Raw genomic sequence first — 17,615 nt, forward strand, 5'->3', positions numbered from 1 at the left:
GTTCCATTGTGGCGACATCGCCGCTACGGTCCAGGCGAGACTGATCGAAGCGTTTCGATTCGAATTCGACAATTAGTTCGTTCGCAATGCGAGGAGGGGTCGATGACTGGGGTGAAGGGGCTGTCCAAGCGGGCTCTCGCAGCCATGCTGGCCGCCGCGCTGGTGATCGCCGGGTGCGGGTCGGGATCCGGTGACGACGGGCCGAGGACGCTGAAACTCTGGCACTACGAAGGCCCGGACAGCGCGATGGGGGTGGCGTGGGCCGAGGCGATCAAGCAGTTCGAGTCGACCCACCCCGGTGTGAAGGTGGAGTTCGAGGAGAAGGGCTTCGAGCAGATCCAGAAGACGGCACCGATGGTGCTCAACTCCAAGGACGCGCCGGATGTCCTGGAGTACAACAAGGGCAACGCGACCGCGGGCCTGCTGTCGAGGCAGGGGCTGCTGACCGACATCACCGACGAGGTGACGAAGCGCGGCTGGGACAAGCAGCTGAGCCAGAACATCCAGACCACCGCCCGCTACGACGAGCGGGGCGTGATGGGGTCGGGCAAGTGGTTCGGTGTGCCGAACTACGCCGAGTACGTGATGGCCTTCTACAACAAGGACATGTTCGCGAAGCACGGGATCGCGGTGCCGACGACGATCGCGGAGCTGACGGCGGCGATGGACAAGTTCGTCGCGGCCGGCATCACGCCGCTCGCCGTCGGTGGCGCCGAGTACCCGGCGCACCAGATCATGTACCAGCTCGCGCTTTCCAAGGCGGACAAGGGCTGGGTGGACCGGTTCCAGCGGTACACCGGCTCCGTGGACTTCCACGACCCGGCCTGGACGTACGGCGCGGAGACGTTCGCCGACTGGGTGAAGAAGGGCTACGTCAGCAAGGACTCGGCCGGGGTGAAGGCCGAGGACATGGGTGTGTCGTTCATGCAGGGCAAGCACCCGATCATGATCACGGGCACGTGGTGGTACGGCCGGCTGGCCGCCGGGATCAAGGACTTCCAGTGGGGGTCGTTCCTGTGGCCGGGGCTGACCGCCGGGTCCGCGGGCAACATGTGGGTGGTGCCGCAGGGCTCGAAGAACAAGGACCTGGCCTACGACTTCATCGCGATCACCATGTCGCCGCAGATCCAGGACAAGCTCAGGGACGCGGGCGGTGTGCCCCTCGCGGACAGCGGTTCGCCCGCCGCGTCGCCGCAGATCAAGGAGCTCACCGAGAACTTCAAGACCCTGAGCGGGGGCGACCGCCTGGCCTTCTACCCGGACTGGCCCGCACCCGGCTACTACGACGTGCAGGTCTCCGCGGTGCAGAAGCTGATCACCGGCACGGCCACGCCGCGGCAGGCGCTGGACGAGCTGGCCAAGCCGTACCAGGAGAACCTGGCGAACGTCGGCAAATGATCGCGAAGACGTTGCGGGACCGCGGCTCGTACCTGCTGTTCCTGATCCCCGGCGCGCTGTTGCTGGTCGCGGTGATCCTGGTGCCGTTCGCGATGAACATCGGCATCAGCTTCACCCGGTGGCAGGGCGTCGGCGATCCGAAGTGGACCGGGCTGGACAACTACACGCGGCTGCTCGGCGACGGCACGTTCTGGTCGTCGTTCCAGCACAACCTCGCGCTCGTGGTGGCGATGGCGATCCTGCCGACAGCCATCGGGCTGGTGATCGCGGCGGCGTTGTTCGACGTGATCGGCAAGAGGTTCGGGCAGCGGGCGGCGAGCGTGCTGCGTGCGTGCGTCTACCTGCCGCAGGTGCTGCCGATCGCGGTGGCGGGCATCGTGTGGAGCTGGATCCTGGCTCCGCAGGGCGCGCTCAACGAGTTCCTCGGCGTGGTCGGGCTGGGCTCGCTGGGGCAGAACTGGCTGGGCGACCCGGAAGTCGCGCTGTGGAGCGTGATGGGTGTGCTGCTGTGGATCCAGATCGGGTATCCGGTGGTGATCTTCATGGCGGGCCTGCAGCGGGCGGACCCGTCGCTGTACGAGGCCGCCGAGCTGGACGGCGCGTCGTGGTGGGGCCGGTTCTGGCACGTGACCGTGCCGCAGATCCGGCCAGAGGTCTTCGTGGTGCTGCTGACGTGCACGATCGCCGCGCTGAAGGTGTTCGGGCCGATCTACGTGCTGACCAGGGGCGGTCCTGGCGGGGCGACGAACGTCCCGTCCTACTTCTCGTTCCAGAACTTCTTCGAGAAGACCCAGGTCGGCTACGGCGCGGCGATCGCGACCGTCCTCACCGTGCTGATCCTCATCCTCACCACGGTGTTCCTGAAGGTGCAGAACCGGGGTGAGCGCGCGTGAAACGCCATGCCGTGCTCTGGTCGCTGATCGTGCTCGCGGTCGTGATGCTGGCACCGTTCGTGATCGTGGCCCTGAACGCGCTCAAGACTCCGGCGCAGTACGCGTCCGACGGGCCGCTGGCGTTGCCCAGCGACATCACCTTCCAGGGCGTCATCGACTTCTGGGACCGGGTCGGGTTCGGCCAGAAGCTGTTGAACAGCTTCATCATCAGCGGTTCGGTCGCGGTGCTGGCGGTCGTCGTGTCGGTGCTGAACGCCTACGCGCTGGGCATCGGCCGGATCCGCGGCAGATCGTGGATTCTGATCGCCTTCCTGGTGGCGAACACGCTGCCGCAGGAAGCGATGGTGTACCCGTTGTACTTCCTGGCCAAGGAAACCGGGCTGTACGACACGCAGCTCAGCGTGATCATCATCTTCACGATCATCCAGGCCGCGTTCGGCACCTACCTGTTGTCCTCGACCTACGCCGGGTTCCCGCACGAGCTGCTCGAGGCGGCTCGGATCGACGGCGCGAACAAGTGGCAGACCCTGGTCCGGATCGTGGTGCCGATCAGCAGGCCGACCCTGGGTGTGCTGTTCGTCTTCTCGTTCATCTGGACGTGGAACGAGTTCTTCCTGCCGCTGGTCCTGCTCATCTCCAACGACACCCAGACCGTGCCGGTCGCGTTGGGTGTGCTGCAGGGCCAGCGGCTGATGGACGCGACGATGACCAGTGCCTCGGCGTTGCTCGGCGTGATCCCCGCCATCGCGTTCTTCCTGATCTTCCAGCGCACCCTCACGCGGGGCATCACCGCGGGAGCGGTCAAGTGATGTCGAAGCCCAGGGGAGCGCCTTGGAGGAAACGCCTTCGAGACGGGCCCGCGTGATCCGCCAGCCGTCAGCGACACCACGGCGTCGGCGCAGATGTCCTCCAGCCGGGCCTGCTCGTACCCCTCGCCGAGGAACCGCTCGAGTGCCCTGGCTTCGATCGTGGCCCAGATCAGAGCCAGGCGGTCGCGGACTACGCCGCCGAGCCGGAACGGGAGCTGACCCGGCTCCGGCTCGTCGCCGCGACCGCGGCTTTCCGGGTCGGGCTCGACATGTGGGTGGCGGGGGACGCCCGGTCCGACCTCGCCCGGCTCGTCCTCGACAACTTCGACGACCTCACCGCCGGCGTCCTCGCCCGACGGGCATCAGGGGCCGGTGAGGACTCCCGCCCCAGCGGACCGCGGTGATCCCGTCCCTGGCTGACGACGGCGGTAGATGATCAGACGCCTCGCAGGGGCGGGTACGGCTCGTCGGGGGTGTGCGGCGGTGAAGTCCGGGTGTTGAGGTTTCGGGCTTCCTCGAGCTGGTCCTCGAGGGTGACGATGCGGCAGGCCGCGTCCAGCCCGATGCCCTCGTCGAGCAGCGCGCGGACGCGGGCGGCGAGGCGCAGTTGCTGGCGGGAGTAGCGGCGGTGGCCGCCGGCGGAGCGTTGCGGCTCGATGAGTTTCGCCTCGTCGAGGCTGCGCAGGAAGGCGGCGCTGGTGTTGAGCATCTCCGCGGCGCGGCCCATGGTGTACGCGGGGTAGTGGTCGTCGTCGAGGTTCTCGGCCGCGGTGTGCGGCTCGCCGGATTCCGTCCGGGGGGTCTCAGGGGTCATCGCGCCTCCGCATCACGAGGGGCCCCGATGCGCGTAGCACCGGGGCCCCGAGGGTTTTTGGGTTTCACTTCCATCAACCGATCGTGAGATCGGGTTCCTGTGTCCGCGGATCCCGCGTCAGAGGCGGGAGCTGCGGGGATCGTTGCTTGTGCTTAACCGAAGACCACCTGCCAATCTGATGGAACTGCGGTACCCGCTCGGCGGTGTTCAGCCGGAGGCGGGCGATCCGATGGTGTGCAACCCTTCCCTTCTCCTCTGGTACTGACTTTCTGTTCTCGCGTGATCGCCGGTGCCGGTCCTGCTGCACCGACTGGTCTCGGTCGTCTGCCGGAGCTCGTACTGCTGGCCGGCTCCGGCGGACGACCGTCTTGCACTTGCTTCGTACTGCGGTCTTGCACTTGCTCTGTCGTGCGACTGTCGGCTCCGGGGGTCGTGCGTACTGCGGTCGTGCTTCCGGTCTTGCCTGCCGACTGTTCTGTCTCACTTCACGGGTAGTTCGTCATCTCCCGTGCAGATATGACGTTCTCTCTCTCGCTACTTGTAGAAGGCTACACGCGGTCAGGCACGGATGTCTACGCCAGCCACTGGAGATTTGCTCGACCAGGTGGCATAGGCGTGCTGTGCGCCGCTCGCGTCAGGTGAGCAGCTGGCCGCCGGTGACGCCGAGCACCTCTCCGGTGACGTAGCTCGACTCCTGCGATGCGAGGAAGACGAAGACCGGTGCCAGTTCGGCGGGTTGCGCGGCGCGGCCGATCGGCGTCTGTGCGCCGAAGTCGTCGACCTTCTCGGCGGGCATCGTGGCGGGGATCAGTGGTGTCCAGACCGGGCCGGGAGCCACCGAGTTGACCCTGATGCCCTTGTCGATGAGGTCGGCCGAAAGGGCTTTGGTGAAGTTGACGATGGCGGCCTTGGTGGCGGCGTAGTCCATGAGCGGGGGAGAGGGCATGAACGCCTGGATCGACGAGGTGTTGATGATGGCGGCGCCGGGACGCATGAGCGGCACTGCGGCCTTGCAGAGCCAGAACATCGCGTACACGTTGGTCTTGAACACCCGGTCGAACTGGTCGCTGCTGATGCCGAGCAGGCCTTCGCTCTGCGCCATCTGGTAGGCGGCGTTGTTGACCAGGACGTCGATGCGCCCGAACTCCTCTTCGGCGCGCTTGGCCACCTCGCGGCACGCTTCCTCGGTGCGCAGGTCGCCGGGCACCAGCACGGCCTGCCGACCGGCGTCCCGGACGAGCTCGGCGGTGCGCTCGGCGTCGGCCTGCTCTTCCTCGAGGTAGGACAGCAGCACATCGGCGCCTTCGCGGGCGAACGCGAGAGCCGCGGCACGGCCGATGCCCGAGTCGCCGCCGGTGATCACGGCTTTGGTGTCGAGCAGGCGGTTGCTGCCCCGGTAGGTGCGCTCGCCGTGGTCGGGCTCCGGCCCCATCCGCCGGTCTGTGCCGGGATGCGGCTGTTCCTGGCCCTCCTGGTCACCTGGGCGCGGATACTGGGTCCTCGGGTCCTGGCGGGTGTACTGGTCTTCGGACATGAGCGGCCACCTCGCGACGATGAGATCTCGGAACCGCAGGTGTTCCCGTGCGGACGGTGTTCAACCGCGAGAATGCCGACCGTCACCCCCGTTCGAGCACCCCGGTGCTGCCGATGGCGGCGAGTGAGAGCGTCTTGTAGCCGACGTCGTCGAACAACACCATCAACCGGTCGGCTTCGCGCCGCACGACCGTGCCTCGGCCCCACTGTTCGTGGCGCACGACGGAGTTGGGCGGGTACTCGGCAGAGCCCGAGTCGTCGGCCACCACGCCCTCGTCGCAGGTGTCGCAGTTGCCGCACGGCTCGTCGAGCTCCTGACCGAAGTAGCCGAGCAGGAACCGCCTGCGGCAGCCGCGCGTCTCGGCGTACTCGCGCATGACCTCCACCCGTGACTGGTCTCGTCTCGCTCGTCGCTCGGCCTCCTTGGCGACGGCTGCGACGGCTTTCGCCGGTGGGGGAGCGCCTTCGGCGTACCGCACCCGGTCCTGCTCGGTCCGCACGATTTCCGCGTCCTCCAACAGGTTCACGACACCGGTGACCTTCCGCCGGGAGCAGTCCAGCCGCCGCGCCAGTTCGGTGATCGCGATACCAAGGCGACGGCGGCGAACCGCGGCGGCGACCTGGCGAACGCAGTCGCGGTCGAGCTGCCGGGTGGCGAGGAACCGTTGCAGGCCTTGGTCTTCCGGACGGTGAAAGAGGATGACCTCCGCGGCCTCGCCGTCGCGTCCCGCCCGGCCGATCTCCTGGTAGTAGGCGTCGAGCGAGCCGGGTGTCGCGGCGTGCGCCACGAATCTCACGTCCGGCTTGTCGATGCCCATGCCGAACGCCGACGTGGCCACCACGACATCGAGATCACCGCGCATGAAACCGTCCTGCACCTGCCGCCGGTCAGCGGCCTTCATACCGGCGTGGAAGGCCGCCACGGCGAGGTTCCCGCCGGCCAGATCGGCGGCGTACCGCTCGGCGTCCCTGCGGGTGGCCACGTACAGCAGGCCGGGTCCGGCGCGGCCCGTCACCCAGTCGGTCACCGCCCGTCCGCGATCGTCCTCGTCGGTGCAGAACCGGGCGCCCAGGTGCAGGTTGGGCCGGTCGAACCCGGCGACGATCACCACCGCGTCGCGCAGGCCGAGGTGCTCGGCGATGTCAGCGCGGACCGGGCCGCTCGCGGTGGCGGTCAGCGCGAGCACCGGCGGATGGCCCAGCCGCTCGATCACGTGGCGCAGTCGCAGGTAGTCGGGCCGGAAGTCGTGTCCCCACGCCGACACGCAGTGTGCCTCGTCCACGACGAACAACGAAGGCTTCGCCTGGTGCAGCCGCTGGAGCGTGTCGGCGTTCGCGAGTTGTTCGGGTGAGAGGAAGAGGTACTCCGTCCTGGCAGCGGTGAACGCCTGCCAGGTCTGCTCGCTGGCCGCCGCGGTCTGCGCCGAGTTCACCGCGGCCGCCGCGGGCGCGTCGCTGGCTCGCAGCGCCCTGACTTGATCTCGTTGCAAGGCGATCAGCGGTGACACCACCACGGTCGGGCCGTCGAGCAGGATCGCGGGCACCTGGTAGATGGCGGACTTTCCGGCACCGGTCGGCATGACGACCAGCACGTCCTGGCCGTCGACGAGGTGCCGCATACCGAGCAGCTGCTCGGGCCGCAGCTCGGTCCAGCCGAAGATCTCTTCTGCTGTTCGCAGCAGTTGTTCGTCACCCGGCATCGCGCAGGTCGTACCGCTGGGCGGCCCACGTGGCGAGACGTGGTCGCAGGGCGAGGTAGACGTCGGGATCGAGGCCCATGCCGGTGTGGGTGCTGTGCACCTCGACGCACTCGGCGGCCGGGTCGAGGCTCAGCCGCCACGGCACGATTCCATCGGATCGGGAATAGATCGACACCGCGGGCACGTCCAGGGGAGCGCTGATCGCCTTGACGTTGTCCTCGAAGCAGGTGCCGGAGAGGCAGTCGGTGTTCATCAGCCCCGGCACGCCGATCGCGGACAGCCGGGCCAGTGCCTTGGCGGCGAGCAGCACGTGAGGATGGGCGCCCATCGGGTCGATCACCGGGCTGCCCAGCATGACCAGGCCGCACACCAGGTCCGGGCGGCGCACGGCGGCCAGTCGGGCCAGCGCGCCACCGCGGCTCTGCCCCAGCAGCACCACCGGGCCGCCGGTGGCCTCGGCATGCTCCTCCAGACGTCGTTCGACGCGGTCCACCAGCTCCGCGGTGCAGCCCACGTTGAACCCGACACCCGCGCCCACCGGCACGTAGCCGCGGTCGCGCAACCACGTGGTGGCGAACGTGAGGCTGAAGTCGCCCGCACCGAAACCCGGCACCAGGACCACGCCGAGGCCGACGCCCTCGTGGGGATTCGCGTCACGCCACACCCGATGCCGCAGCAGACGGGGGATCGTGAGCGCGGCGACGGCGACGTGCTCACGTGCCAGCGATCGCAGTGCTCCAGCAGCACTCATTCTCGTTCTCCGCTCAGTTCGTCCTGGTGCGGAGGAATTAGCCCGGCAGAGCCCGGGCAAACACCGAGCAGCGTCACGTTTCCGGTCGCCACGATGGCGGTAGTTCCAGCTGAGGTCGTGTGAGCACCAGCTCGGTCGAACGCACTGAATTCACCGGAGCGCAGGTTGAGTGCGTTCGCCGCGCAAGGGGTATCCGCCAGTTCCCCGGCAGCGCGTATCGGTGCCATGAGCAGGACGGTGAAACGTGGAGCAGGCGTCAGCGAAGCGCGTGTGGTGCCCGACGGTCGGTGTGGAGGAGGAATTCCTCCTGGTGGATCCGGTGACCGGCGTCCCGGTGAACCGGGCGGACGATGTTCTCGCCGTTGCGCGTGAGCGGTTCGGCCTCGAGCTGGAACGCGAGCTGACCGGGGCGCAGGTGGAGATCAACACGTCGGTGTGCCGTGATGTGGAGCAAGTTCGCAGTGAGTTGTGCGAGACGCGTCGCGCGGTCGCGCAGGCCGCGCGGTCGGCCGGGTGCCGGGCCATCGCCGTGGGGGCGCCTCCGCTGGGCCATGCCACCGGGGAGATAACGGACAGCTTGCGTTATCGCCGAATCGCCCGCGAGTTCGGTGCGCTCGCCGAGCAGCAGCTGATCTGCGGATGCCACGTCCACGTCGCCGTACCCGATCGGGAGACCTCGGTGCAGGTGTGCAACCACGTGCGGCCGTGGCTGCCCGTGCTGGCCGCGGTGACCGCGAACTCACCCTTCTCGGACGGGAAGGACACCGGTTTCGCGAGCTGGCGCTCGACGGTGTGGTCGCGTTGGCCGGTGTCCGGCCCGCCGCCGTTTTTCAGGTCGTGGCGGCACTATGAGGAGGTTTGCGACACCCTGATCGTTGCGGGGACGGCACTGGACCGGGCGATGGTCTACTGGGACGTGCGGCCCGCCACCGAACTGCCGACCGTGGAGGTGCGGATCGCGGATGTCGCCGTGACCGTGGACGATGCGGCCTTGCTCGCGGCGCTTGTGCGCGCACTCGTCGCGAAGGCGGTTGTCGACGTCGAAGGCGGCGTACCGGCGGAGCCGATTCCACAGGAGACCTTGCGGCAGGCTTGCTGGGGTGCGGCGAACGAAGGCCTGCGAGGCAGCACTTTGGACGTGTCGTCCGGCGAGTCGCGGCCGGTCCGGCAACAGCTGAGCGATCTGGTTCGGCGACTCACCCCCGTGTTCGAGGCCAACGGTGATCTGACTGCGGTGCAACGAGGTTTGCGCTTGCTGGACGGTGACGGAGGCGGCGCGGACCGCCAGCGCCGTGCGTTCCGCGCAGGACAGGTCGAACCGCTGCTGAGCCTGCTCGACGTCGACAGCGCGGACCGGAGCGAGGCCCGTGGAACCACCGCTTGCTGACGTGAGACGTACGGAGGTTTTCGTGACCGACCTGACTGTCGGCTCGCACGACCTCGTGGTCGAGGGCTACACCGCTGACTTCCGGGACGCCGACGAACCGGTGTTGCGCGACGCGAACGGCCGGGAGGTGCTCACCTGGCGGGAGAACTACCCGTTCACCGAACGGATGCCCCGTCCCGAGTACGAACGGCTCAAGCGGCTGTTGCAGATCGAGCTGCTGAAGCTCCAGCACTGGGTCAGGGAGACCGGGCAACGTCTCGTCATCCTCTTCGAGGGCCGTGACGCCGCCGGCAAGGGTGGCACGATCAAGCGGTTCACCGAACATCTCGACCCACGCGGCGCGCGGACCGTCGCCCTGGGCAAGCCGAGCGAGCGCGAACGGGGCGAGTGGTACTTCCAGCGCTACGTCCGCGAGTTGCCGACCGCGGGAGAGATCGTGCTGTTCGACCGGTCCTGGTACAACCGCGCCGTGGTCGAGCACGTCATGGGGTACTGCACCCGGACGGAGTACGAGCTGTTCATGCGGCAGGCACCGGTGTTCGAACGGATGCTCGTCGACGATGGAGTGCTGCTGGTGAAGTTCTGGTTCTCCGTGTCCCGCAAGGAACAGCGGACCCGGTTCGTCATCCGGCAGATCGACCCGGTGCGCCAGTGGAAGCTCAGCCCCAACGACATCAAGTCCCTGGACCTCTGGGACGACTACACCGAGGCGAAGGTCGCCATGCTGCGCGTCACGGACACCGAGATCGCACCGTGGACAGTGGTCAAGAGCAACGACAAGAAACGGGCTCGCATCGAGGCCATGCGCAGCGTCCTGGCTCGCTTCGACTACGCCGACAGAGACCTCGAGGTGGTCGGCACCCCGGACGTCCGCGTCGTCGGCGCCGCAGCCACGCTCCTCGAAGAGGGCGAGGACGACACCGCGCTCAGTCCGACTCCAATCGCTCCCGGCACGGAGCCGGGCCCCGGTCTGCATCCCTGAACGCGCCCATGACAGCACGCCGCGACGTTTCTGCGACTTTCGCGGCGGCTCAGCGCTGACTGACGCTGTCGAGCAGGTTCTGCGCGACGTCGCGGAGCTTGACGTTCTCGTGCTGGGAGCGTTGGACGAGCATGGTGAAGGCCTCGTCCGCTGTGCAGGAGTGCACCGCGATGAGCACGCCCTTGGCCTGTTCGATCACCGCTCGCGAGACCAGTGCGGTCTCGAGCTGCTTGATGTGCTCGCGGGACCGTTGCCACTGGTGGGCGTTGGCGATCGCCGCGCTGGCGGCGGTGGTGAACAGCCGCATGACGCTTTCATCGAACGGATCGAAGGCCGTCGCGGTGTAGCTGTAGATGTTGAGCGATCCCACGTGCATGGCGTCGTTGTGGTTCGACGCCGGGAGCACGACCGGTACGGACAGATAGGCGCGCACGCCGTGTTCGTCCGCAGCAGCCTCGAACTCCGGCCAGGTGTCGTTGTTCTGACCGACGACCGCGCGGACGGCGTGGAGTGTGCGGGCGGCCTCCAGGCAGGGACCGCGGTTGGCGCCGTACTGCTTCTCGTCGATCTCGATGAGTGTGCTGTCGCTGGCCGCGGCGGTTCTCGGTTGCTGAGGCCCGACGGTGATGGTGACGGCATCGGCGTCCTGGATGGCTCTCGTCGCGGTTTCGGCGAGCCGCTGCAGGACCTCGTCGAGGGGCTCCTCGGCGGAGAACCCGTCCCTCAGCATCGCCAGTGCCGCGGTCGCCTCGTCCAGCCGCTCCACCGGGTCTTGCCTGTCCGCGTCCGCGGACTGCGCGTCCGCCTGCACAGGCGTGGTAACCAGGTCGTCCATGCCGCATCGCCTTTCGCTGAGAGCGAGTTCGCGGCGCTGGAGGCTCAACGCTCGCAGCGAATGGTACGGCGTCGGAGCTTCGATGGCTGCACCACTCCGGGTGAGGGAAACCGAACCGGTGCGGGTGCTGGATTGCTCAACAGGCCCGCACCGGTTCCGTCCGGCCACGCGAGGTGGCCTGCCGTGCAGAACGCGCGCGTGCACGGTATCGGTCTTGTACCCCGATTCGATCCAAGTGACTCCAGCACCATGCCACTGATTCAGCTGACGGGCTCATCGCGGCTTTCAGGACCACCGAAGGTGGGCATGTCGTGTGACAAGGGGCACGGGCGAGCCCGTGCCCCTGCCGTCAGGCCACGCGGATCTCGTTCCACAGGTGCAGCGCTTCCCGTGCCGTCCCCGGGCTGAGCGCGTCCGTGGACGCGATCACCTTGAACGTGGGGAACTTCCCGTCCGTCACCTCACCGCTGTTCTTGAGCTTGCGGTGCGTCGTGGCGTTCTCCCAGAACCAGTAGAGCTTGCCGTTGACGTGCTTGAGGCCCGTGGTCTGCCACACCTGCTTGGTGGCCGAACCCGGTGCCGTCTCGCAGGTGACCTCCCTGACCTGTGCGTTGGCGCCGGCGTCGGAGATGCACTTCTGGGTGGCGACGTTCTTCAGCTGCCACCCGGACGCGCTTCCCCCGCCCGGCAACGCGATGGTGCGCTCCGTCGCGTGCCATCGCTGCAGGCTGTCGGCCGCGTTGGGTGGTGCCGCCACCACGAACCCGGACAGGTTCGAGGCGAGGCTGCTGTTGAGGTTGAGACTGGTCTCGGTGTACTGCGCCGGCGCCGCCGACGCGGTGTTCGCGAGGCTCAGCACGGCCGCGGCGGTCAGTCCGGCCACCGCGGCGATCCTCTTCGTTGCGATCATTCAAATCTCCCGTGGTTGGGTTGGGGCTTCCATGCCACCAACCACGGGGTGTTCGCCTCCATACGTACTTCTGCGTAGTCGTATCTGCGGGTGCTGCTGGGGCTCTTTCGTTCTGTGGCAGATCTGACCGCACGCGACCTGCGCCGCGCTCTCGACCTGGTGCACGAGTGGAACGACGACGACACGCTTCCAACCCTCGACGGGCTGGGGCGCCTCGTCGGCTGCGACACGGCGGGAATCATCGGCAGCGACCACGTCGCACGACGGCTGACGAGCGTTCACATCACCCGCCCCGAACGAAACCTGCTGGGCCGTCCCGGTTTCGTCGCCGCGGTGGCACACCATCCCGCGTTCACGGCGTACCGCTCCGGCCGGTTGTCGCCCACGTCCTCGGTCGCGCTGACCGACCTGGAGGACCGGCGAAGCCTGTTGCGGCTACCGCTCTACGCCGACTTCTACCGTCCAGAGGGGACGGTCGACCAGCTGCTGCGGGTCGTGCGGCTGAACGGGCGCCGGGGCAGCGTGGTGGTGTTCAACCGCTCCCGGCCCAGCTTCTCCCGGCGCGACCGGGCGGTCGTCGACCTGCTGGCGCCCCACCTGTCCCAGGCGCTGGTCCGGCGTGAGCGGCTGGCCGCGCTGGTCGCGGCCGCCCGGCACGCGACGCTGGTGTCCGAACAGGCCACACGCTCGTTCGCCCGGCTGCCCGAGCTCACACCGCGGGAACGGCACGTCGCCGTGCACGTGGCCGACGGCTCGACCGACCGGGAGATCGCCCGCAACCTCGGCATCAGCCCGCGGACCGTGCACAAGCACCTCGAGCAGATCTACCGCAAGCTCGGCCTCACCAACCGCGCCGGCCTCGCTGTGCTGATCAACTCGACCAGCGTTGACGTGCCGGAAACATCGTTGTCACCGCAGCCGGACTGACTGTCGGATTTGGACAACGCGGCAGCGCACCTTCGACGATTTGTCGACTGTCCCTCGCAGGGCGGCACTCGCAGACTGATCGGAAACAGTCGATCGTTCTCGTCGAGGGAAGGAGGGCCGATGTCGCAGGACCTGCAACCCTCGTTGCGCAAGCGGCACCTCAGCATGATCGCAATTGCCGGGGTCATCGGCGCCGGGTTGTTCGTCGGCAGTGGTGCGGCGATCGGCAAGGCAGGGCCTGGCGTGCTCCTCTCGTACGCCGCGGCCGGTCTGCTCGTCGTGCTCGTGATGCGGATGCTGGGCGAGATGTCCTCGGCCAATCCCGACACCGGCAGCTTCTCCGCCTACGCCGAACGCGCGATCGGCCCGTGGGCCGGCTTCGCGATCGGGTGGCTGTACTGGTGGTTCTGGGTCGTCGTGGTCGGCATCGAGGCCACCGCCGGGGCCGCGATCGTGCACCGCTGGGTCCCGGCCGTGCCGCAGTGGACGTGGGCGCTCCTGCTGACGATCGTGCTGACGCTGACGAACCTGTACTCGGTCCGGTCGTTCGGCGAGTTCGAGTTCTGGTTCGCCGGCATCAAGGTCGCGGCGATCACCGTGTTCCTCGCGGTGGGAGTGCTGGCGATCGGCGGCCTGCTGCCGGGCTTCGACTCTCCGGGCCTCACCAACCTCACCGGCCACGGCGGCTTCTTCCCCCAGGGCACGGGTCCGGTCTTCGCCGCGATGCTCGTCGTGGTCTTCTCGTTCTTCGGCGCGGAGATCGCCACCGTCGCCGCGGGGGAGTCGGCCAACCCCGTGCAGGCGGTGCGCGCCGCGGTGAAATCGGTAGTGTGGCGCATCCTCGTCTTCTACATCGGTTCGATCGCCGTCGTCGTCACTCTGCTGCCGTGGGATGACGCCGATGTCGCCAAGAGTCCTTACGTAGCGGTGCTGGACACGCTCGGTCTGCCCGCGGCCGCGGTGGTCATGGACGTCGTGGTGCTCACGTCGGTGCTGTCCTGCCTGAACTCAGGTCTGTTCACCGCTTCCCGGATGGTCTTCTCGCTCTCCCGGCGCGGTGAGGCTCCCGCGGTGATGGGCAGGGTCTCCCGGCGAGGAGTGCCGACGGCCGCGGTGCTGGCCTCCACCGTCGTCGGATTCGCCACGGTGGCGCTGAACTACCTCTCGCCGGACACGGTGTTCCTCTTCCTGGTCAACTCTTCCGGCGCGGTGGCGGTGTTCGTGTGGCTGGCCATCGCGGTGTCCCAGCTGCGGATGCGGAAGCACCTGGAAGAGCGGACCCCCGAGCAGCTCACCTTGCGCATGTGGGGCTACCCGTACCTGACGTGGGCGGCGATCGTCGGCATGGTGGCCCTGCTGGTGGGCATGCTGTTCGACGCCGATGCCCGTTCCCAGCTGCTGCTGAGTCTGCTGGTCGCGGCGGTCGTGGTGGCGGTCGGCGTCGTACGCGGTCGGCGTGGTGCACCACGGGCTGCGGAAGTAGCGGAAACAAGGTGACGGCCGGCGTCCCGGTGCCGCGCGGTCACCAGGTAGGCGGCCGTGGCGAGCACCGTGGACGCGAGCGCGAGGCCGACCAGGGGCGCGGCTGGACCACCGAACGCGAACCTCGCCGTCCCGGGCAGCGCGGAGGCGGTGCCGGCGATGCCGGGGTAGTGCGCGAGGGCCAGCGAGGTCGCGGGCGGGGTGGTGGCGGCGAACCCGAAGACCATGAACCCCAGCGAGTTCAGCCCGAACGCGTAGGAGTAGCCCTGCGGCGAGAGTCCGTAGATGCCTTGCAGGACATAGGTCGCGCCGCTGAGGCAGGCGAACAGGGCGGCGTTGACGAAGCCCGTGACGAGTACGGCGCCGAGGAACACCGGATCGGTGAGCAAGCGTCGGAAGTCCTGTGCGGTCCTGGTCAGGCCGCCGGTCGCGACTGGCAGCGCACCCCAGTGCCGTTGACAGCCGGCTTTCTCACCTGTGGGCGAGGTCGTCCGCCAGCGCGCTCAGCAGATGTTCCGCCATCCTCGCCGACGTCGTCCTCGACTGGCCGGTCCTCCTGCGACTGGCCTACTCGTCGGACTGGATGACCATCAGCCGGAACGTCGTCGACGGTGACTCGCGGCCGCACGTCTGCAACATGTGCCAGGCCAGGTTGCCTGGGCCGTTGCCGGCCTGCGGGAGTCGCTGCCTGCTGATGCCGAGGACGCCGTCCGGGCTCTCGTCGAGGATCTCGGGCGTGCCGACGAGCACCGCCAGGCCGAACGCCAGCACGTCGGCGCGCAGGTCGTCGTCGAGGTCGTCGGTGAGTCCGATCGAGCACTGCGGCTCGCCGTCGTCGCCGGAGCTGACACCGACCAGGCCCGCGAGTCCGACGCTGTGTGCCGCGGGCACGTCGAACACGCGGATGCCGGTGCCCATCGCCAGAGCCAGCAGTCTGGCCACGGGGGTGGAGAGCAGTGGGTCGTTGATGGAGCCGTCGCCTTTGGCCGTGGGATCGTCCGCGCGCTCGCACATGATGAGTCAGATCGTATTGCCAAGCGCTCCCAGACCGGCGCACCTTGCCGCTACGACACGGCGGTGTGGTTGCTCGGCCGCAACGAGCTGACGTCCGGGGCCGCGACGCCCCGGACGTCGACCGGTCAGACCGCGGCCGGCGCAGCTGCCGGCGTTTCCTCGCGGGCGCGACCGCCCACGCCGCGCACGAGCAGGTAGCCGATCATCCAGAACTCTCCCACGGTCGCGGGGAGGGCGAGCGCGTCGACGAAGGCGTCCGCGCCGGGGACGAGGTAGCGCACGAACGCGTTGAGCACGTAGGCGACGCCGCCGGCGATGAGCACCCAGCCGAGCGCGCGCGGCATCCATCCGGACCGGAGCACGCACCAGCCCATCGGGATCAGCCACAGGCCGAAGAACAACGCCCCGACGCCCCACAGGTTCGCGCTGATCAGGTAGAGCAGCTGGACGGTGGCGGCCGCGTCGCCCGCCGGCGTCTGCGCGACCTGGAGCGCGGTGCCGAGCATCGCCGCGCTGGCGAGGATCGCGACCGCGTTGACGAGGCCGAAGGCGGCGATGCCGGCGGCGGCGAACGAGTCCGCGGTGCGGAACAGCCGGTAGAACCACGCGGCGGCGAGCGCCTGCGTGAGGACGACGAGCAGTTCGAACGCGACATCGGCACGGGCGAGCGTCTTGTGCTCGACGAGGTTGGCGAGCGTCGCGGCGGGGTCGTTCGCCACGAAGAGCTGTGACCGGATGAGCAGGAAACCGAGGGCGCCGGCGAAGGCCAGGCCGAGGTAGAGCAGGCCTGTCGTGCGGGCGGTGCGGACAAGCGCGTGCATCGTGGCTCCTTCGAGGGCCGAACCTTACGACGTAAGGCACCTTACGTCGTAAGGTAACTTACGATGTAAGGTGGGGGCAAGAGTGAGGAGACAGGTGACAGCCAAGGCATCACGGACGCCGCTCAGCCGCGAGCGAGTGCTGGCGGCGGCCGTCGCCCTGGTGGACTCCGAAGGAATTCAGGCGCTGACGATGCGCCGCCTCGCGGCCGACCTCGGGGTCGAGGCGATGTCGCTCTACTACCACCTGCCCGCCAAGGAAGCCCTGCTCGACGGCGTCGTCGAGACGGTGCTCGCGGAGATCGACGCCGCGACCGCCGGCTCCCCGGCGAACGGCGACGACTGGCGTGCGCGAATTCGGCGGCAGTTCCTCGCGGCGCGCCAGGTCATGCTGCGCCATCCGTGGATGCCGGGGCTGCTGAGCACGCGCCGGACGATTCCGCCGCGCGTGTTCGCGTACTACGACGGCATTCTGGGCGTCATGATCGACGCCGGGTTCTCGTACCGGCTCGCGCACCGCGCGCTGCACGCGTTCGGCAGCATGCCGCTCGGGTTCGTGCAGGAGATCTTCAGCCCCGGAGCGGCCGACGGCGGGGCGGAGGACGGCGCCTCAGAGGCGGAGCTTGCCGCGCTCGCGCAGCAGATGCCGCATCTCGCGGCCATGATGGCGGCCGAGATGCACGACAGCGCCGATCCCACGCTGGGGTGGTGCGACGGCCAGGTCGAGTTCGAGTTCACCCTCGACCTGCTCCTCGACGGGCTCGAACGCCTCCGCGCCTGAAGCGTTCAGGGCACTGCCGGTCCGTCCCGGAGCACGCCTCGCACCTGGTCCAGCGAGACCGTGTCCGGGTCGAACTCCGCCGGCCACCAGGTGGCGCCCGCGTCGGCGTAGGGCACCAGATCGGTGCCAGGCGGGAAAGCGACGGCGATGTCGTAGGAGGTCGACCTCGGCCCGCGGAGATCGGTGATGGTGCAGCTCGTGGGCGAAGCGGTCGCTGCCGAGACCGACGCCGAGGGTGAGGCGGCCGTTGCCGAGCCGGTCGAGCGTCGCGGTCTCCTTGGCCGCCTTGGCCGGTCGGCGGCGGGCCAGGGGTGTGACCATGGGGCTGAACCGGAGGCGTTCGGTGGAAGTGGCGATCGCGGCCAGCGTGATCCACGGGTCGGCCACGTCCCGGACCGGTGCCCGCCAGCGCAGGTGGTCCCACACGAACACGCCGTGCCCGCCGGCCCCGTCCGACCGCTGTGAACGTTCACGGTAGCGTCACGTGTCGCCGGTGTAAATATCCAGCACTTGTTGACTGTGCAAGGTGCGTCTGCACGGCATAGGGCTGTGAACGTTCCCAGTTTTGATCAGCTGCACGT

At 68.5% G+C, this 17,615-nt stretch carries 17 protein-coding genes and 1 pseudogene; 9 read left to right on the forward strand and 9 right to left on the reverse strand.

Annotation, left to right across the window (positions count from 1 at the left end):
• Window positions 1-102 precede the first annotated feature (102 nt).
• The 4 genes from ABFX45_RS18180 to ABFX45_RS18195 all read left to right on the forward strand — a co-directional run bounded on the left by ABFX45_RS18180 (window position 103) and on the right by ABFX45_RS18195 (window position 3,504).
• Window positions 103-1,398, forward strand: coding sequence for an ABC transporter substrate-binding protein (locus ABFX45_RS18180; RefSeq protein WP_346131276.1), 1,296 nt, complete (start codon window positions 103-105; stop codon window positions 1,396-1,398).
• Window positions 1,395-2,291 carry a carbohydrate ABC transporter permease gene (locus tag ABFX45_RS18185; RefSeq protein ID WP_109638425.1) on the forward strand — a complete coding sequence of 299 codons (897 nt, stop codon included), beginning with the start codon at window positions 1,395-1,397 and terminating at the stop codon, window positions 2,289-2,291. Before ABFX45_RS18180 ends, ABFX45_RS18185 begins: the two co-directional genes overlap by 4 nt.
• A complete protein-coding gene (locus ABFX45_RS18190; protein ID WP_211337457.1) occupies window positions 2,288-3,100 on the forward strand; it encodes a carbohydrate ABC transporter permease in 813 nt (270 codons plus the stop codon). Before ABFX45_RS18185 ends, ABFX45_RS18190 begins: the two co-directional genes overlap by 4 nt.
• 269 nt (window positions 3,101-3,369) lie before the next feature.
• Complete coding sequence (locus ABFX45_RS18195; RefSeq protein ID WP_346131279.1) at window positions 3,370-3,504, forward strand: hypothetical protein; 135 nt, start codon at window positions 3,370-3,372, stop codon at window positions 3,502-3,504.
• Window positions 3,505-3,536: 32 nt separating this feature from the next.
• Here the strand turns inward: ABFX45_RS18195 and ABFX45_RS18200 are convergent, their stop codons facing one another.
• The 4 genes from ABFX45_RS18200 to ABFX45_RS18215 form a co-directional block, all read right to left on the reverse strand.
• The gene (locus ABFX45_RS18200) at window positions 3,537-3,914 is read right to left on the reverse strand and encodes a helix-turn-helix domain-containing protein (RefSeq protein WP_346131281.1); all 378 of its coding nucleotides are present in this window, start codon (window positions 3,912-3,914) and stop codon (window positions 3,537-3,539) included.
• Between the two features lie 634 nt (window positions 3,915-4,548).
• Window positions 4,549-5,448 (reverse strand): SDR family oxidoreductase, encoded by a 900-nt coding sequence (locus ABFX45_RS18205; protein ID WP_346131283.1) that lies wholly within the window; start codon window positions 5,446-5,448, stop codon window positions 4,549-4,551.
• A gap of 82 nt (window positions 5,449-5,530) precedes the next feature.
• Window positions 5,531-7,147 carry a RecQ family ATP-dependent DNA helicase gene (locus tag ABFX45_RS18210; protein ID WP_346131285.1) on the reverse strand — a complete coding sequence of 539 codons (1,617 nt, stop codon included), beginning with the start codon at window positions 7,145-7,147 and terminating at the stop codon, window positions 5,531-5,533.
• On the reverse strand, window positions 7,137-7,898 hold the full coding sequence (locus ABFX45_RS18215; protein WP_346131287.1) for an alpha/beta fold hydrolase: 762 nt from the start codon (window positions 7,896-7,898) through the stop codon (window positions 7,137-7,139). The genes ABFX45_RS18210 and ABFX45_RS18215 overlap by 11 nt, the downstream gene beginning before the upstream one ends.
• 244 nt (window positions 7,899-8,142) lie before the next feature.
• Here ABFX45_RS18215 and ABFX45_RS18220 point away from each other — a divergent pair, with 244 nt between their 5' ends.
• Together ABFX45_RS18220 and ppk2 are read left to right on the forward strand one after the other, a co-directional pair.
• Window positions 8,143-9,285: a carboxylate-amine ligase gene (locus ABFX45_RS18220; protein WP_346131289.1), complete on the forward strand. Its 1,143-nt coding sequence runs from the start codon at window positions 8,143-8,145 to the stop codon at window positions 9,283-9,285.
• 22 nt (window positions 9,286-9,307) lie between these two features.
• Complete coding sequence (ppk2, locus tag ABFX45_RS18225) at window positions 9,308-10,267, forward strand: polyphosphate kinase 2 (protein WP_233439793.1); 960 nt, start codon at window positions 9,308-9,310, stop codon at window positions 10,265-10,267.
• 49 nt (window positions 10,268-10,316) lie between these two features.
• Here ppk2 and ABFX45_RS18230 read toward each other — a convergent pair whose 3' ends face one another.
• Both ABFX45_RS18230 and ABFX45_RS18235 read right to left on the reverse strand, forming a co-directional pair.
• Complete coding sequence (locus ABFX45_RS18230) at window positions 10,317-11,102, reverse strand: ANTAR domain-containing response regulator (protein ID WP_109638432.1); 786 nt, start codon at window positions 11,100-11,102, stop codon at window positions 10,317-10,319.
• Window positions 11,103-11,451: 349 nt separating this feature from the next.
• Window positions 11,452-12,012 carry a hypothetical protein gene (locus ABFX45_RS18235; protein ID WP_346131292.1) on the reverse strand — a complete coding sequence of 187 codons (561 nt, stop codon included), beginning with the start codon at window positions 12,010-12,012 and terminating at the stop codon, window positions 11,452-11,454.
• 114 nt (window positions 12,013-12,126) lie between these two features.
• Between ABFX45_RS18235 and ABFX45_RS18240 the strand changes: the two genes are divergently transcribed.
• Together ABFX45_RS18240 and ABFX45_RS18245 are read left to right on the forward strand one after the other, a co-directional pair.
• The gene (locus ABFX45_RS18240; RefSeq protein ID WP_215732410.1) at window positions 12,127-12,939 is read left to right on the forward strand and encodes a helix-turn-helix transcriptional regulator; all 813 of its coding nucleotides are present in this window, start codon (window positions 12,127-12,129) and stop codon (window positions 12,937-12,939) included.
• A gap of 120 nt (window positions 12,940-13,059) precedes the next feature.
• Window positions 13,060-14,436 carry an amino acid permease gene (locus ABFX45_RS18245; protein WP_109638434.1) on the forward strand — a complete coding sequence of 459 codons (1,377 nt, stop codon included), beginning with the start codon at window positions 13,060-13,062 and terminating at the stop codon, window positions 14,434-14,436.
• Window positions 14,437-14,988: 552 nt separating this feature from the next.
• On the opposite strand, the gene ABFX45_RS18250 is transcribed toward ABFX45_RS18245, so the two are convergent.
• The gene (locus ABFX45_RS18250) at window positions 14,989-15,435 is read right to left on the reverse strand and encodes a hypothetical protein (RefSeq protein ID WP_109638435.1); all 447 of its coding nucleotides are present in this window, start codon (window positions 15,433-15,435) and stop codon (window positions 14,989-14,991) included.
• Window positions 15,436-15,560: 125 nt separating this feature from the next.
• Entirely contained in the window at window positions 15,561-16,256 is a 696-nt protein-coding gene (locus ABFX45_RS18255; protein WP_346131295.1) for a DUF4386 domain-containing protein, read from the reverse strand.
• A gap of 94 nt (window positions 16,257-16,350) precedes the next feature.
• On the opposite strand from ABFX45_RS18255, the gene ABFX45_RS18260 reads away from it, so the two are divergent.
• Window positions 16,351-17,034, forward strand: a complete 684-nt coding sequence (locus tag ABFX45_RS18260) for a TetR/AcrR family transcriptional regulator C-terminal domain-containing protein (protein ID WP_170155054.1) — start codon at window positions 16,351-16,353, stop codon at window positions 17,032-17,034.
• A gap of 228 nt (window positions 17,035-17,262) precedes the next feature.
• Here ABFX45_RS18260 and ABFX45_RS18265 read toward each other — a convergent pair.
• Window positions 17,263-17,466, reverse strand: a pseudogene (locus tag ABFX45_RS18265) (LLM class flavin-dependent oxidoreductase); the annotation flags it as partial.
• Window positions 17,467-17,615: the final 149 nt, after the last annotated feature.

It is taken from the genome of Lentzea roselyniae (assembly GCF_039537795.1).
GTDB classification, from domain to species: Bacteria; Actinomycetota; Actinomycetes; order Mycobacteriales; family Pseudonocardiaceae; genus Lentzea; species Lentzea atacamensis.